General features: G+C 68.8%; 14 protein-coding genes. 6 read left to right on the plus strand and 8 right to left on the minus strand.

The features are described from left to right. Window positions 1–12 precede the first annotated feature (12 nt). The 5 genes from DFI_RS06875 to DFI_RS06895 form a co-directional block, all read right to left on the minus strand. The gene (locus DFI_RS06875) at window positions 13–621 is read right to left on the minus strand and encodes an alpha/beta hydrolase (protein ID WP_027462645.1); all 609 of its coding nucleotides are present in this window, start codon (window positions 619–621) and stop codon (window positions 13–15) included. Next, the gene (locus DFI_RS06880; protein WP_027462646.1) at window positions 618–1,439 is read right to left on the minus strand and encodes an AAC(3) family N-acetyltransferase; all 822 of its coding nucleotides are present in this window, start codon (window positions 1,437–1,439) and stop codon (window positions 618–620) included. Before DFI_RS06880 ends, DFI_RS06875 begins: the two co-directional genes overlap by 4 nt. Before the next feature lie 96 nt (window positions 1,440–1,535). Continuing rightward, complete coding sequence (locus tag DFI_RS06885; protein ID WP_027462647.1) at window positions 1,536–2,513, minus strand: ring-cleaving dioxygenase; 978 nt, start codon at window positions 2,511–2,513, stop codon at window positions 1,536–1,538. An 11-nt stretch (window positions 2,514–2,524) separates the two neighbouring features. Continuing rightward, window positions 2,525–3,487: a VOC family protein gene (locus DFI_RS06890; protein WP_027462648.1), complete on the minus strand. Its 963-nt coding sequence runs from the start codon at window positions 3,485–3,487 to the stop codon at window positions 2,525–2,527. Beyond that, window positions 3,484–3,927: a MarR family winged helix-turn-helix transcriptional regulator gene (locus DFI_RS06895; RefSeq protein ID WP_027462649.1), complete on the minus strand. Its 444-nt coding sequence runs from the start codon at window positions 3,925–3,927 to the stop codon at window positions 3,484–3,486. The genes DFI_RS06890 and DFI_RS06895 overlap by 4 nt, the downstream gene beginning before the upstream one ends. A 220-nt stretch (window positions 3,928–4,147) precedes the next feature. On the opposite strand from DFI_RS06895, the gene uvrC reads away from it, so the two are divergent. Further along, window positions 4,148–6,001 (plus strand): excinuclease ABC subunit UvrC, encoded by a 1,854-nt coding sequence (gene uvrC / locus DFI_RS06900; protein WP_027462650.1) that lies wholly within the window; start codon window positions 4,148–4,150, stop codon window positions 5,999–6,001. On the opposite strand, the gene DFI_RS06905 is transcribed toward uvrC, so the two are convergent. Both DFI_RS06905 and DFI_RS20145 read right to left on the minus strand, forming a co-directional pair. Beyond that, the gene (locus DFI_RS06905; protein ID WP_027462651.1) at window positions 5,998–7,119 is read right to left on the minus strand and encodes an IS630 family transposase; all 1,122 of its coding nucleotides are present in this window, start codon (window positions 7,117–7,119) and stop codon (window positions 5,998–6,000) included. The two genes, uvrC and DFI_RS06905, sit on opposite strands and share 4 nt — an antisense overlap. Before the next feature lie 127 nt (window positions 7,120–7,246). After that, entirely contained in the window at window positions 7,247–7,405 is a 159-nt protein-coding gene (locus tag DFI_RS20145; protein WP_155864492.1) for a hypothetical protein, read from the minus strand. 190 nt (window positions 7,406–7,595) lie between these two features. On the opposite strand from DFI_RS20145, the gene DFI_RS06915 reads away from it, so the two are divergent. Then, the gene (locus DFI_RS06915) at window positions 7,596–8,354 is read left to right on the plus strand and encodes a phosphatase PAP2 family protein (protein ID WP_051307377.1); all 759 of its coding nucleotides are present in this window, start codon (window positions 7,596–7,598) and stop codon (window positions 8,352–8,354) included. A gap of 23 nt (window positions 8,355–8,377) precedes the next feature. Here DFI_RS06915 and DFI_RS06920 read toward each other — a convergent pair whose 3' ends face one another. Beyond that, window positions 8,378–9,796, minus strand: a complete 1,419-nt coding sequence (locus DFI_RS06920; RefSeq protein WP_043776624.1) for an aspartate kinase — start codon at window positions 9,794–9,796, stop codon at window positions 8,378–8,380. Between the two features lie 179 nt (window positions 9,797–9,975). Between DFI_RS06920 and gap the strand changes: the two genes are divergently transcribed. The 4 genes from gap (at window position 9,976) to tpiA (ending at window position 13,993) form a co-directional block, all read left to right on the plus strand. After that, window positions 9,976–10,968: a type I glyceraldehyde-3-phosphate dehydrogenase gene (gene gap / locus DFI_RS06925; RefSeq protein ID WP_027461544.1), complete on the plus strand. Its 993-nt coding sequence runs from the start codon at window positions 9,976–9,978 to the stop codon at window positions 10,966–10,968. Window positions 10,969–11,061: 93 nt separating this feature from the next. Then, entirely contained in the window at window positions 11,062–12,231 is a 1,170-nt protein-coding gene (locus DFI_RS06930; RefSeq protein WP_027461545.1) for a phosphoglycerate kinase, read from the plus strand. Then, a complete protein-coding gene (locus tag DFI_RS06935) occupies window positions 12,228–13,262 on the plus strand; it encodes a GNAT family N-acetyltransferase (protein WP_051307378.1) in 1,035 nt (344 codons plus the stop codon). Before DFI_RS06930 ends, DFI_RS06935 begins: the two co-directional genes overlap by 4 nt. Further along, the gene (tpiA, locus tag DFI_RS06940) at window positions 13,259–13,993 is read left to right on the plus strand and encodes a triose-phosphate isomerase (RefSeq protein ID WP_027461546.1); all 735 of its coding nucleotides are present in this window, start codon (window positions 13,259–13,261) and stop codon (window positions 13,991–13,993) included. The genes DFI_RS06935 and tpiA overlap by 4 nt, the downstream gene beginning before the upstream one ends. The last annotated feature ends 24 nt before the right edge of the window (window positions 13,994–14,017 follow it).

The raw sequence follows: 14,017 nt of genomic DNA on the forward strand, positions 1-14,017 counted from the left end.
CTCTCTGCCTGTTTATTGCGTTTGTCTGGCCCACCACTGCGCGCCCAGCGTCACGTCCGCCTGACTGAGTTCGTGCCCGGCGTTCAGGGTGTGCTCCTCCACCTGCGCGCCCGAGTGGGTGAGGTAGGGCGTGACCGCGCCGGCGTGCGCGGCGTACGGGTCGCGGGCGCCGTGCAGGATCAGGGCGCGGGCGTGGCTCAGGTCCGCGCCGGGCGGGTCGTCCAGCGGCATGACCGGGCGCAGGAACAGCCCGCCCTGGAAGGTCTGCGGCTGGAGGGCGAGGGCAGCCAGGGCCATGTTCGCACCGTTGCTGTAACCCAGCGTCAGCACCTTCGCGGGGTCCAGGCCGTACGCCTGGGCGGCATCCTGCACGAACTGCGCCAGCGCGGCGGCCTCCTCCCGGATCTGCGCCTGGTCGTAGCGCACGGCCGTGAACCGGCGGAAGAAGCGGGGAAAGCCCTCGTCCAGGCTGCGGCCGCGCACGCCCAGCAGGGTGGCGTCCGGCGCGATCTCCCGGCCCAGGCCGCGCAGCTGGGTCTCGTTCCCGCCGGTGCCGTGCAGGTGCAGCAGGGTCCAGGGACCGGTGCCGCGGTCCAGGTGGTGAATCCAGTTCGTGTTCATCCGGAGGTCTCGTGGGGTCGGGTGGTCCACCAGTGCACGGCGAAATCCACCAGGGCGCGCTGGGACATGAGTTTCGCCGTGCCCGCGCCGACTGGTCCGATCCTGACGGCGCCGGTGGCCTCGAAGGCGGCTTTCACGGGGGGGAAGGCGCTGTCGTCGTAGTCGATCTCGTCGAAGGTCACCCACTGCCTCTCGCCGTTCACGAGGACGGGTCCGCTGAAGGACGTGACCGGCCGCGTCCCGGCGCGGATCTCGGCGAGGTGCAGACTGGTGTTGTTCTCCGTGCCGAGCAGCAGCACGCGGCCGTTCAGGTCGTACACCCGGGCGAGGGGCGACTTCTCTCCCAGCGAGAAAGTCAGGGCGTGGCCGTCGGTCACGAACCCGGCCTGCCGACCCCAGGCGGCAAACGAACTGTGCGGGTGGTGGCTGCGCTGCGCGCCGGGTGCCGTGCGGAACAGTTCCGGGATGCGGCCCATCTTCCGGGTGGGCGTGAGGGCCGGGTCGAAGGCGGGCAGTTCGGCGCGGAGGGTGGACCACCACGATTCCGGCACGGCGGGGTTACGCCAGCCGGCCGGGTCGGTGAGATTCAGGGTAAAGGTCGGCATGACCAGCGTGCCTTCCGGCGTGACCGCGTCCTGCAAAGCCTGGATGACGGCCACGGCACCCCCGGCCACCCAGCCGAGCCGACTGAGGCTGCTGTGCACGATCAGGACGTCGCCGGGCTGCACGCCCAGAGCGCGGAGGTCGGCAGTCAGGCTGGAGCGGGTGCCGGGCCGGTCAGTGCGGGCGACCGTATCGAGTTCAGTGGTTCGGTTCATGGCGGTCCTCCGGTGGCCGGACGTGTAGACGGCGCGTCCCTGGAGGGTAGGGGCGGGCCGCCGGGAGTGGATGCGCCGGATGGCGGAGGCGGCCTGTCAGTGGATGGGTTTGAGGCCGGCCTCGATGGCGGCGCGGCGCGATTCGAAGCGGGGCGGCAGGATCAGCCGTTCGCCCAGGTGCGCGGGGTCCTCGTCCACCGCGAAGCCGGGGCCGTCGGTGGCGATCTCGTACAGGATGCCGTTCGGTTCACGGAAGTACAGGCTGCGGAACCAGAAGCGGTCCACCTCGCCGCTGGTGCGCAGGCCGAAGTGGCTGAAGTGCTCCGTCCAGGCGTGGTACTCGGTGTCGTTGGGGGTGCGGAAGGCGACGTGGTGCACGCCGCCCGCGCCGGGCTGGGCGGGGGGCAGGTCGGGCCGGACGGCGACGTGCAGTTCCGCGTGCGGGCCTTTCGGGGTGCCGTCGTCGGCGCCCATCTCGTACACGTGCACGGTGTGCTGCGGGCCGGTCGGGTCGGGGTAGGTGCGCACGGGCCGCATGTGTAGCACCTTCTGGAGCACCACGTCGGTGTTGCGCAGGCTGGGCACGGTCATGGTGATGGGCCCCAGGCCGCGCAGCTGGTGTTCGGCGGGCACGGGGCTGCCGGTCCAGGGAGTGGGTGGGTCGCCGGCGCCGCCGTCCGCGACGAGGGCGAGGCGCTGGCCTTCCGGGTCCTCGAAGTCCAGGGTGGGGCGGCCGTCGCGTTCCACGATTTCCCCGTGCGTGACGTTCAGGTCGCGGAGCCGGGCCTGCCAGTAGTCGAGGCTCGCGGCGTCCTTCACGCGCAGGGCGGTGCGGGTCACGGTGTGGTTCCCGCGCTGTTCGGGCGGGGTGGGCCAGTCGAAGAAGGTCAGGTCGGTGCCGGGGTTGCCGGCGCCGTCGGCGTAGAACAGGTGGTAGGCGCTCACATCGTCCTGGTTCACGGTCTTCTTCACGAGCCGCATGCCGAGCGCCCCGGTGTAGAAGTGCCTGTTCCCGCTGATGTTCGCGGAGACGGCGGTCAGGTGGTGAATGCCGGTCAGGGTGAGGGGGGTCATGCGGGGTCTCCTTACGTGAGGGTGAGGGGGCGCAGGTGCGCTTCGATCGTGGCGCGGCGGGGTTCCAGGAAGGGCGGGAGGGCCAGCCGCTCGCCCAGGGCGCCCTGCGGTTCGTCGCTGGCGAAGCCGGGGCCGTCGGTGGCAAGTTCGATCACGAGGCCGTTGTCGTCCCGGATGTACACGCTGTGGAAGTAGTACCGGTTCACGTGTCCGCTGTTGGCGTACCCGGCCCCGGCGAGGTGGTCCAGCCACGCCTGGAGGGCCGTTTCGTCGGGCACGCGAAGCGCGACGTGGTGCACGCTGCCCGCGCCGGGGCGGTGGCGGGGCATGTCGCCGCGTTCGGTGACGTGCAGTTCGGCGTGCGGACCGCCTTCTCCTATCTGAAAGACGTGCGTGGTGAAGGCGTCCGTGTCGTACTGCCGGACTTCACGCAGGTTCAGCCCTCCTTCCAGGAAGGCGCGGGTGGGGCCGAGGTCGGCCACGCTGGCGGCGCTGTATCCGAGGCCCTGAATCTGGAACGCGGCGGGAATGTCCGCCTGGGGATTCGGGGTGCCGCGGGGGCCGTGACCACCGTCGTCGAACAGGGCGAGGCGGGTGCCGTCCACGTCCTCGAAGGTCAGGTGCGTCCGGCTGTCCAGGGTATGCAGGCCGCTGTGCACCATCCCAAGCGAGGTGAGGCGCTCCACCCAGAAGGCCAGGGCGTCCGGGCCGGTGACGCGGAAGGTCGTGAGGGTCACGCTGTCGTTGCCGCGGTGCTCGCGGGCCGCGCGGGGAAAGTCGAAGAAGGTCATCTCGCTGCCCGGGGCGCCCTGGCCGTCGGCGTAGAACAGGTGGTACATGCCGGGCGAGTCCTGGTTCACGGTCTTCTTCACCAGCCGCAGGCCCAGCACGCGGGTGTAGAAGTCGTGGTTACGGGCGATGTCGGCGCTCAGGGCGCTGACGTGGTGCAGGCCGCCTAACGTGAGGGGGGTCATGCGGGCTCCTCCTGCAGCCGGGTCCAGATGCTGGCCAGGACCTGCTGCTCTTCGGGGGTGACGCGGTTCAGGAACAGGGCGCGGACGCGGTTCAGGTGCGTGACGTGCAGGCGCTTGAGGCGCTGCGCGCCGTGCGGGGTGAGGGTGACCTGGTAGCCGCGGCCGTCGGTTTCGCAGCGTTCGCGGGTGATCAGGTTCAGCGCCTGAAGTTTGTCCGCGAGGCGGGTCAGGCCGCCCAGGCTGTAGCCGAGCGCGTGCGCGAGTTCGGTCATGCGCAGGCCGGTGTCCGGGCCCTCTTCCAGCGTGAGCAGCAGTTCGTACGCGGCGAGGTTCAGGCCGGTTTCGTCCTGCAGTTCGCGGTCCAGGGTGTTCCAGAGGCGCTGGTGGGTCTGGAGCAGGCCGCGCCAGGCCTGGGCTTCCAGTGGAGTGAGTTTCGGCATGGGTCTCTCCTGCCGGGAGTCGGTGGGGTAGTCCGGCGTGCATCGACAGTAGCATTACTTGCTTTGCAAAGCAAGTAAAAATGCGCGGAGTTGCACGAGGCGTTCCATAAGTAATTTTTTTCACCTGTTGGCAAACAGGTGAATTGATTGAACAAACTATTCGTGCCATTCGTGGGCCATCCCGCCTTCGCCGTGCAGGCGCTCCTCTATCCTGGCGGGAATGCTCTTCGAAGACCTGCCCGTCCTGCCCGTCACCCCCGGCGTGTACATCTTCCGGCGGGGCGGCGTGCCGATCTACATCGGGAAGGCGAACAACATCCGCTCCCGCGTGGGCCAGCACTTCAAGGCCGGCGGCAAGAGCGGCAAGTTCACCAAACTCGCCGAGAGCCTCGAATTCATCACCGCCCGCAACGAGGTCGAGGCCCTCATCCTCGAGGCGAACCTCATCAAGCAGCACCGCCCGCACTACAACGTGCTGCTCAAGGACGACAAGCACTACCCGTTCCTGAAACTCACGAACGAGGCCTACCCCATGCTGGTCGTCACCCGCCGCGTCATCAAGGACGGCGCGAACTACTACGGCCCCTACCCGGACGCCGGGGCAGTGCGGCGCGTGAAGCACCTGATCGACACCATGTTCCCCCTGCGGAAGAACTCCGGGCTGCCCCTGCAGAAAAAAGCCCGGCCGTGCCTGAACTTCCACATGGGCCGCTGCCTGGGGCCGTGCGTGGACCGCGCCGACCTGGCCGAGTACACGCGCGTGGTCGAGGACGTGAAGAACCTGCTGGAGGGCCGCGCGGCGCCCGTGATCGCCCGGCTGAAGGACGACATGAAGGTCGCCGCGCAGAACCGCGACTTCGAGCAGGCGGCCCGCCTGCGGGACCGCGTGCAGGCCGTGGAGAAACTGTTCGGCACGGAGCAGCACGCCTTCGTGAGTGACGAGACGGACCTGGACTTCCTCGGCGCGGCGCAGGCCGGGGAGTTCGCCATGGTGCAGCTGTTCCGCATGCGCGGCGGGCGCGTCGTGGGCCGCGACAAGCGCTTCCTGACCGGCGCGGAGGACAGCAGCCTGGGGGAAATCGTGGAGGCGTTCGTGCAGGACTACTACACGCAGGCCACGCACGTCCCGCCGCTGATCCTGCTGCCGGCCGAGTTCGAGGACGCGCCGCTGTGGAGCGAGTTCCTGAGCGAGAAGGCCGGGCGGAAGGTCAGCATGCGCACGCCCAAACGCGGCGACAAGGTGGACCTGGTGGACATGGCGCAGCGCAACGCGAATACGGGCCTGGAGTCCGAGATGGCGCTGCTGGAACGCCGCGGGGACCACCCGGGCCTGGACGCGCTGCGGGAGGTGCTGGCCCTCCCGGACCGCCCGTGGCGGATCGAGGGGTACGACAACAGCAACCTGTTCGGCACGAACATCGTGTCCGGCATGGTGGTCTTCGAGGGCGGACGCGCCCGGCGCGGCGAGCACCGGCGCTTCAAGGTGCGCGGCCTGGACCACCCGGACGACTACACCAGCATGAAACAGACCATCTCGCGCCGCTTTACCGGCAGCCTGGCCGACAAGCTGCCCCTCCCGGACCTCATGCTGATCGACGGGGGGCGCGGGCAGGTGAACGCCGCGCTGGACGCCCTGCGGGAGGCGAACGTGCGCGTGCCGGTGGTGGGGCTCGCCAAGCGGGAGGAACGCCTGATCCTGCCGGCGCGGTTCGGGGCGCAGTGGTGGCTGGAGAGCGGCACGGAGATCGGCGTGAACCGCGAGTTGCTGCTGCCGCACACGCACCCGGCGCTGCGGGTCCTGATCGGCGTGCGGGACGAGGTGCACAACTACGCCGTGACGTACCACCGCAAGCTCCGCGGTCAGGACATGCTGAAAAGCGTGTTCGACGACCTGCCCGGCATCGGGCAGAAACGCAAGGACGCGCTGCTGGAACACTTCACCAGCCTGGAGGACCTCGCGGCGGCGCCGGTCGAGCAGATCGCGGCGGTGCCCGGCATGACCACCCGCGCCGCGCAGAGCGTGAAGGACTTCCTGCAGCAGCGGGAAGCGAACGCCGCACCCATCACGAACTAGTGGACTGATTCAGAAGAATCTCGGGAAGTTGTCGTCCTGAGATACGGGAGGCAGAACCGACGAATGCTGTCCAGGATGTCGTCTGCAGACCGCTTCCACACGAACGGCTGCGGATGTTCGTTGTTTTGAGCGATGAACGCCTCAATGGCCTGTTCGAGGTCATCCTTCGAATGAAAATCTCCGCGACGCAGCCGCCGGCGACTGAGCAGCGCAAACCACGATTCCACCAGGTTCAGCCAGGACCCGCTCGTCGGCGTGAAGTGAAAGGTGTACCGCGGATGCTGAATCAGCCAGCCCTGGACCGCTTTCGTCTTATGGGTGATGTAGTTGTCGAGAATCACGTGCACCGCGAGTTCCGAAGGAACTCGCCGATCGATCTCCTCAAGGAAGTCCAGAAACTCCACGGTCCGATGCCGGGGATAACAGCGGCCGATCACCGCGCCAACCTTCGCATCCAGTGCGGCGATCAAGGTGGTGGTGCCATGCCGGATGTAAGTATGCCCGGTGCGCTCTTCCTGACCCGGCTGCATGGGGAACGTGACTCCACCACGTTCCAGGGCCTGAATCTGCGGCTTTTCATCCACGCAGAGCACCAGCGCCCGATCCGGAGGAGACAGATACAGGCCCACGATGTCGCGGACCTTCTCAATCAGCAGCGGGTCTTTGGACAGTTGGAAACTGGAGGTCAGGTGGGGACGCAATCCGAACGCCCGCCAGATGCGGTGCACCGCACTCTGCGTGAGTCCGCTGGCCCTGGCCATGCTGCGGGTCGTCCAGTGCGTCGCATGTGCCGGCAGGGTATCCAATGTCAGGCGCACGACCTGTTCCACCTGCTGATCCTGAATAGAACGCGGTGCCCCGCTCTTCGGCGCGTCACTCAGCCCGTCGATGCCCGCCCGAATGAACCGTCGGCGCCAGACGCTGACCGTGTCGTCACACAGCCCGACCTTCTCGCCGATGTCGCTCAACGTCCACTCAGGGTGATCTGTGCTCAGCAGGATCACCCTGGCGCGGGTGGCCAAACCCCTCGGGGTCTGGCGGCGGCGCACGAGAGCCTCCAGGAGGGCACGCTCGTCAGGTGTGGGTTGAGGAACCGGTGAGTGGCGACCGCGGGACATGCCTCACCTCCGAGTCCATCGTACGCCTCCCCACCCAGCACTCTTCTGAATCAGTCCACTAGGGACCCAAATTTGACCGCCCCGCTTCACTGTGGAAGGGGGCGGTCGTTGAGGTGGGGGCGGCGGGTCATCCGGCGAGCCGTCCGAGTTGGAACAGGCGGCTCAGGGCGAGGCGGGGACTTTCGGGGCTTGGGGCGCGGAGCTTGCGGGCGTCGCGGTCGCGCTGCGCTTCGTCGCGGAGCTGCTGGGCTCGTTCGACACCGTACTGAAGGGACTGGACGTTCACGTTCTCTCCTTGCGCGCCGGGGCCCGGTGGGCTGTGTGGTCGGCGCGTCTGCATGTATGGTGCCCGAAGGGGGCGCTCCGGGGCATGCGGTGAGTGGCGCACTGCCGGCTGCGCCAGGTGGCCTAGCGGGCGGGCGCTGCGTTAAGCATCCGGCAAGCCCGGGGGCGGGAAAACAGCGTGTAATGACGGGATGTTCACGGGGAGGCGCAGGGAGGACCTGCAGGCGCGGTGGCAGCCGCTGGTCCGCAAGTACTGGAAGACGGTCGCGTGGATCGGCCTGGGCGTGCTGCTGCCGCTGGTGCTCGTGGCGAACGTCACGGAGGAGGTGTTCCGGGACGGCGGCTTCGTGTGGGACCAGGCGATCCTGGACTTCTACCGCGAGAACCGCACGCCGGCCCTGACGGCCTTTGCCCGGGCGCTGGGGGTGATCGGCGGGGTGACGGTCCTGCCGATCATCACGCTGGCGCTGGCCCTCGGGCTGGCCTGGAAGCGCCTGCCCGGGAAGGCGTGGTACCTGGCGCTCAGCGTGGCCGGCGGCACGCTGCTGAACGTCCTGGCGAAAGTCGCCTTCCAGCGGCCCCGCCCGGACGGGCTGGGTGCCGTGCTGGTCGAGCCGGGGTTCAGTTTCCCGAGTGGGCACACCATGGCGAACTCGGCGTTTGCGGTGGCGCTGATCCTGATTTGCTGGCCCACCCGGGCGCGCTGGGCGGTCCTGGGACTGGCCGGCGCGTGGATGCTCCTGATTGCCGCGAGCCGCAACTACCTGGGCGTGCACTACCCCACGGACGTGCTGGTGGGCATGCTGGCCAGCACCGCCTGGGCGGCCGGGCTGTACCGCGCCATGCGCCGCGTGTGGGTGCGCCCGCGCGAGGCGGCCCGGCAGGCTGAACGGGAACAGGCGCAGGAGGATGCCGGGAATGGTGACGGGGACCGCCTGAAGGTGCCCTAGGCGGTCCCCGTTCGGGCGGGAGGTCAGTCGGCGGCGACCGGCGCTTCGTTCAGGCGGAAGGCTGCGTGCACGGCGCGGGTGGCCTGGTCCACCTCGGCGCCGTTGATGGCCACGCTGACGTTCAGCTCGCTGCTGCCCTGGGAGATCATCAGGATGTTCACGTCCGCGTCGGCCAGCGCGGTGAACATTCTGGCGGACACGCCTTTCTGTCCGCGCATGCCGCTGCCCACGATGGCGAGCACGGCCACGCCGTCCTGCTCCTCGATGCGCAGGTCCCCGCCGACCTCGCGCAGGGCACTGAGGGTGCGTTCGGCGTCACCGCTCTGCACGGCGATGGACACGTTGCTCATGCTGCTGCTCTGCGAGACCATCAGCAGCGTGATGTTCACGCGGGCGATCGCGTCGAACAGGCTCGCCACGACCTGCGGTACGCCCAGCGCGCCGGCGCCCGTCACGTTGATCAGGGACACGTTGCGGATGGCGGTCACGGCCTTCACGGGGTGCGCCTGGTCGTTGTTCGGTTCGGCCTGCACCAGCGTGCCGGGGAAGTCCGGGTCGCGGCTGTTCTTCAGCCGCAGCGGAATGCCGCTGTCCTGCAGGGGCGTGACGGCCAGGGGGTGCAGGACCTTGGCGCCGAAGTACGCGAGTTCCATCACCTCGCCGTAACTGAGGGTGTCCACGTTCCGGGCGTCCGCGACCACGCGGGGGTCGGCGCTCATGACGCCGTCCACGTCCTTCCAGCCCCACACCTCGTCGGCGTGCAGGGCCTTGCCGATGATCGTGGCGCTGAAGTCCGTGCCGCCGCGGCCCAGGGTGGTGATCGCCCCCTTCTCGGTTTCGCCCATGAACCCGGACACGACCGGGATGACGCCGGCCGCCATGAAGCCGCTGAGGCGGTCCTTGATGCGCTCGTAGGTGGTGGGCAGCGGCTTGGCGTTTCCGAAGTTCGTGTCGGTGAGGATGCCGGCCTCGCCGCCCGTGAGGTGCTTGGCGCGGTGCCCGGACTGTTCGAGGGCCAGGCTCATCAGGGGCGCGCTGAGGCGCTCGCCGAACGCCACGATCAGGTCGCGGCTGCGGGGCGTGAGTTCACGCAGGAGGTACACGCCGTACACGGCCTGCCGCAGCGTCTCGTGCATCTCGCGGATCTCGCGCACGGCGGCGCTGTCGGGGCTGGCACCGAGTTCCTGCGCGGCCGTGAAGTGCCGGGTGCGCATGGCGGCGATCTCGTCGTTCGCCGCGGCGATGTCGCCTTTCTGGGCGTCGTCGGCGATCTTCAGAAGCTGGTTGGTGACGCCGGCCATGGCGGAGACGACCACGATGACCTTCACGCCCTCGTCCACGCTGCGGGCGGCCAGGGAGGCGCTGTGGCGGATGGCGGCCGCGTCGCCCATGTTCGTCCCGCCGAACTTCATGACCAGAAGGGAGTGACCGGTTTGGCTCATGTCCTGCATGATAGGTGGCGCGTGTCCCGGCGCGCGCCGCGCGGGTTAGGGGGGCGCGCGCCGGCCGTCCCGGATTGGTGTCCGCCGGACACGAACCCCGATTGTGGGTTTCGGCGTACACTGGGCCATGAGAGGCGCCCGCCCCACCCAGGGGCGGCCCTCAGTGACTGGAGGTTCCCATGAAAGTAGGTATTAACGGTTTCGGACGCATCGGCCGCCTCGTGTTCCGCATTCTGGAAGCGCGCGGTATCGAAGTCGTCGCCATCAACGACCTGACCGACAACAAGACCCTCGCCCACCTCCTCAAGTACGACAGCACCGCCGGACGCTTCAACGGCACCGTCGAACACGACGAGGACAGCCTCACCGTCAACGGCAAGAAGATCCACGCCCTGGCCGAACGCGACCCCGCCAACATCAAGTGGGGCGAGATGGGCGCCGACATCGTCATCGAATCCACCGGCATCTTCACCGACCGCGAAGGCGCCAGCAAGCACCTCGCCGGCGGCGCGAAGAAGGTCCTGATCACCGCCCCCGCCAAGAACGAGGACTTCAGCATCGTGCTCGGCGTGAACGAGGAAGGCTACGACCCCGCCAACCACCACATCATCAGCAACGCCAGCTGCACCACCAACAGCCTCGGCGTGCCCATGAAACTGATCGACGAGGCCTTCGGCATCGAGAAGGCCATCATGACCACCGTGCACAGCTACACCAACGACCAGCGCGTCCTGGACCTGCCGCACAAGGACCTGCGCCGCGCCCGCGCCGCCGGCGTGAACATCATCCCCACCAGCACCGGCGCCGCCAAGGCCGTCTCCCAGGTGTACCCGAACCTCAAGGGCAAGTTCGACGGCACCAGCCTGCGCGTGCCCACGCCCACCGGCAGCATCAGCGACGTCGTCGTCATCCTGAAAAAGGACGTCACCGTCGAGGAAGTCAACAGCGTCTTCCGTGAAGCCGCGAACGGCAAGTACAAGGGCATCCTCGCCTACACCGAAGACCCCATCGTCCTCACCGACATCCAGGGCGACCCGCACAGCGCCATCATCGACGGCGGCCTGACCATGGCCATGGGCAACCTTGTGAAGTTCTTCAGCTGGTACGACAACGAGTGGGGCTACAGCAACCGCATCGCCGACCTCGTGGAACTCGTTCAGCAGAAAGGCTGAGACCAGCCGCGCCGGCCCGCCCCGGCGCGGACCACCAGGGGGCAGTGGACCAGCAGAGGCGGCCACTGCCCCCGCTTCACAGGGAGAAACGACATGCAGAACCTCAACAGCCTGGATGTGAAAGGCAAACGCGTGCTGGTGCGCGTCGATTACAACGTTCCCGTCAAGGACGGCCAGGTGCAGGACGCCACGCGCATCACCGCCAGCCTCCCCACCATTCAGGCCCTGCTGGACGGCGGCGCCGCCGTGGTCCTGATGAGCCACTTCGGCCGGCCGAAAAACGGCCCCGAGGACAAGTACAGTCTGAAACCCGTCGCCGAGGCCGCCTCCGGCGCGCTGGGCCGCGACGTGAAGTTCATCCCCGGCCTGCCCGGCAGTGACGAGACCCTCGCCGCCGTGCAGGCCCTGCAGCCGGGCGACGTGGCTCTGCTGGAAAACGTGCGCTTCGAGGCGGGCGAGGAGAAGAACGACGCTGGCCTGAACGAGAAGCTCGCGAAACTCGGGGACGCCTTCGTGCTGGACGCCTTCGGGTCCGCGCACCGCGCGCACTCCTCCGTGAGCGGCGTGGCCTCCCTGCTCCCCCACGCCGCCGGCACGCTCCTCCAGACCGAGGTGGACGCCCTGTCCCGCCTCACCACGAACACCGAACACCCCTACGTCGTGATCATCGGCGGCGCCAAGGTCAGCGACAAGATCAAGGTCATCGAGAACCTCCTGCCGAAAGTGGACCGCATGCTGATCGGCGGCGGCATGATGTTCACGTTCATCAAGGCCCGCGGCGGGAAGATCGGCAACAGCCTCGTCGAGGACGACCAGGTCGAGTACGCCAGAGGCCTCCTCGACCAGTACGGCGACAAGCTCATGCTCCCCACCGACGCCGTCGCCGCCGACCGGTTCGACGCCGCCGCCCAGAGCCAGGTCGTGCCCGCCGACCAGATCCCCGACGGCTGGATGGGCCTGGACATCGGCCCCGACACCCGGCAGGCCTACGCCGAAGCCCTGAAAGGCGCCAAAACCGTGTTCTGGAACGGCCCGATGGGCGTGTTCGAGTTCGAGCAGTTCGCCGCCGGCACGAACGCCGTCGCGGCCGCCGTCGGCAGCCTGAAAAACCAGGCGTACACCGTGGTCGGCGGTGGAGACTCCGTCAGCGCCATCAACAAGAGCGGCAAGGCCGACCAGATCGACCACATCAGCACCGGCGGCGGCGCCAGCCTGGAACTGCTGGAAGGCAAGGACCTGCCCGGCGTCGTGGCGATGAAATGACCGCCGCCGCCTCCGCCGTGACCCACCGGACCACCCGGCAGTTCACCGAGGCGTTCGCGCAGCGCCTTGTCACCCACCTGAACCACCTCCGGCAGGAAAGCCACCCGGAGGACCCGCCGGTCCAGGTGGACAATGTGTGGGGGCAGATGCAGCACCTGCCGGACCTGCTGGACCTGCAGTTCTGGACGGTGGAGGACGACGCCGGCATTCACGCCCACGCCCGCACGCAGTTCATGCGCGGCCCGGACAACCAGCACCTCGCGCACCTCGACCTCATGGTCGCCCCGGACCGGCGCGGGCAGGGCCTCGGCCGGCAGCTGCTGGGCCTGGCCGCCCACGCCATGCAGGCCGAGGGCCGGTCCCTGCTGCTCACGGCCACGAACGACCGCGTCCCGGCCGGTGAGCGGTTCGCCCGGCGGCACGGGTTCCAGGCGGCGCAGTCCACCCACACCAACCGGCTGCTGCTCCGTGACCTGCCCGCCGGCCTGCTGGACCGCTGGACGACCCGCACCGAGGACGGCTACCGCCTGGAGTTCTGGCAGGACGCCGTGCCCGAGGCGGACCTGCCCGCCTACGCCGCCCTGCTGGACGTCATGAACAGCGCCCCCACCGACGACCTGAACGTCGAGGACAGCCACGTCACCCCAGAGGAAGTGCGTGCCATGGAACGCCTGTCCGCTGCCGGCGGGCGCACCACCCTGACCGTGGTGGCCCGCGCGCCCGACGGCACCCTCGCCGGAATGACCGACCTGTCCTGGCGCGCCGCGCAGCCGCAGATCGTCGGGCAGGGCAACACCGGCGTGCTGGACGCCCACCGCGGCCGCGGCCTGGGCCGCTGGCTGAAAGCAGCCAACCTGCAGCGCCTCCTGACCCTCAACCCGCATGCCCGGGAGATCCGCACGCAGAACGCCGACAGCAACGGCCCCATGCTGCACATCAACACCGCCATGGGCTTCCGCCCGTTCATGGCCTCCACCGTCTGGCAGGGCGACCTCACCGCCACGCTCGACCACCTGAAGGAATCCACATGACCATCCTGCTTGCCCTGAACTGGAAGATGAACAAGACCCCCACCGAGGCGCGCGCCTGGGCGGAGGACCTCAAAGACAAGTACGCCCCAGTGGACGGCGTGGAACTCGCCGTCATGGCCCCCGCCCTCGACCTCCCCACCCTGGCCGCCAACCTGCCCGCAGGCGTGGGCTACGGCGGTCAGGACGTCTCCGCGCAGGAATCTGGCGCGTACACCGGCGAGACCAGCGCCGCCATGCTCAAGGACGTGGGCTGCACCTACGCCGTCGTCGGGCACAGCGAACGCCGCGACTACCACGGCGAAACCGACGAGACCGTCGCCGCCAAGGCCCGCCAGGCGCAGGCGCACGGCCTGACCCCCATCGTCTGCGTGGGCGAGAAGCTCGACATCCGGGAGAAAGGCGAGCACGTGGCCTTCACCCTCCGGCAGCTCGCCGGCAGCCTCAGCGGCGTGGACGCCGAAGTGGTCGTCGCGTACGAACCCGTCTGGGCCATCGGCACCGGCAAGACCGCCACCGCTGACGACGCCGAGGAACTCGCCGCCGCCATCCGTGACGCCCTGCGCGGTCAGTACGGCGCGAAAGCCGACGGCATCCGCGTCCTGTACGGCGGCAGCGTCAAACCGGATAACATCGCCGAGATCTGCGCCAAACCCAACGTGAACGGCGCCCTGGTCGGCGGCGCCAGCCTGAAGGTCGCGGACGTGCTCGGCATGCAGGGCGCCCTCCAGTAAAACGCGTCCAGCCTCTCCCCCATC

Origin of the sequence: Deinococcus ficus (genome assembly GCF_003444775.1) — a bacterium.
GTDB classification, from domain to species: Bacteria; Deinococcota; Deinococci; order Deinococcales; family Deinococcaceae; genus Deinococcus; species Deinococcus ficus.

Excerpts from the sequence above, each read along its gene's own strand:
- DFI_RS06875 (WP_027462645.1), bottom strand. The coding sequence starts at position 621 with ATGAACACGAACTGGATTCACCACCTGGACCGCGGCACCGGTCCCTGG.
- gap (WP_027461544.1), top strand. The coding sequence starts at position 9,976 with ATGAAAGTAGGTATTAACGGTTTCGGACGCATCGGCCGCCTCGTGTTC.
- DFI_RS06895 (WP_027462649.1), bottom strand. The coding sequence starts at position 3,927 with ATGCCGAAACTCACTCCACTGGAAGCCCAGGCCTGGCGCGGCCTGCTC.
- DFI_RS06920 (WP_043776624.1), bottom strand. The coding sequence starts at position 9,796 with ATGAGCCAAACCGGTCACTCCCTTCTGGTCATGAAGTTCGGCGGGACG.
- DFI_RS06885 (WP_027462647.1), bottom strand. The coding sequence starts at position 2,513 with ATGACCCCCCTCACCCTGACCGGCATTCACCACCTGACCGCCGTCTCC.
- DFI_RS06930 (WP_027461545.1), top strand. The coding sequence starts at position 11,062 with ATGCAGAACCTCAACAGCCTGGATGTGAAAGGCAAACGCGTGCTGGTG.
- DFI_RS06880 (WP_027462646.1), bottom strand. The coding sequence starts at position 1,439 with ATGAACCGAACCACTGAACTCGATACGGTCGCCCGCACTGACCGGCCC.
- uvrC (WP_027462650.1), top strand. The coding sequence starts at position 4,148 with ATGCTCTTCGAAGACCTGCCCGTCCTGCCCGTCACCCCCGGCGTGTAC.
- DFI_RS06915 (WP_051307377.1), top strand. The coding sequence starts at position 7,596 with ATGTTCACGGGGAGGCGCAGGGAGGACCTGCAGGCGCGGTGGCAGCCG.
- DFI_RS06905 (WP_027462651.1), bottom strand. The coding sequence starts at position 7,119 with ATGTCCCGCGGTCGCCACTCACCGGTTCCTCAACCCACACCTGACGAG.
- tpiA (WP_027461546.1), top strand. The coding sequence starts at position 13,259 with ATGACCATCCTGCTTGCCCTGAACTGGAAGATGAACAAGACCCCCACC.
- DFI_RS06890 (WP_027462648.1), bottom strand. The coding sequence starts at position 3,487 with ATGACCCCCCTCACGTTAGGCGGCCTGCACCACGTCAGCGCCCTGAGC.
- DFI_RS06935 (WP_051307378.1), top strand. The coding sequence starts at position 12,228 with ATGACCGCCGCCGCCTCCGCCGTGACCCACCGGACCACCCGGCAGTTC.